Origin of the sequence: Klebsiella sp. HN106, assembly GCF_051209435.1 — a bacterium.
In the GTDB taxonomy this organism is placed as follows: domain Bacteria; phylum Pseudomonadota; class Gammaproteobacteria; order Enterobacterales; family Enterobacteriaceae; genus Klebsiella; species Klebsiella oxytoca.
This window is the reverse complement of the sequence record NZ_JBLURD010000211.1, coordinates 1-304: the sequence shown is the minus strand read 5'-3', so window position 1 is coordinate 304 and position 304 is coordinate 1. Positions and strand designations below refer to the sequence as shown.

Sequence of the window (304 nt, the reverse complement as noted above, 5' to 3'; positions counted from 1 at the left end):
GCCGGGAGAGGATCAGGCGCGAGTGACCACCGCGGCCAAAAGTACCATCAATATAGATACCGTCTGGACGAATATTGAGGCCGTTGACGGCTTCATCCAGAAGTACCGTAGTGTGTTTATAATTTTCCATCATTTTTATAAGGACAAATCCTGCAGGCGCTCCGACAGTTCACCGGTCGCGGACTGCTCAGCGTCGATATCTTCCTTGACCCGTTGATACCAGGTCGTTTCATCCCACAGTTCAAATTTATTAAACTGCCCGACCAGCATCACTTCTTTTGTCAGCCCGGCATGCTGCCGTAAC

The 304-nt window shown here is 50.3% G+C and carries 1 protein-coding gene and 1 pseudogene; both read right to left on the bottom strand.

All coding sequences use genetic code 11. The features are described from left to right. Window positions 1-133 (bottom strand): 16S rRNA (cytosine(1402)-N(4))-methyltransferase (gene mraW / locus ACSIPU_RS30965; protein ID WP_435322527.1); only part of this gene is annotated, 133 nt, incomplete at its 3' end. A 2-nt stretch (window positions 134-135) separates the two neighbouring features. Continuing rightward, window positions 136-304 (bottom strand): annotated as a pseudogene (locus tag ACSIPU_RS30960) (division/cell wall cluster transcriptional repressor MraZ); the annotation flags it as partial.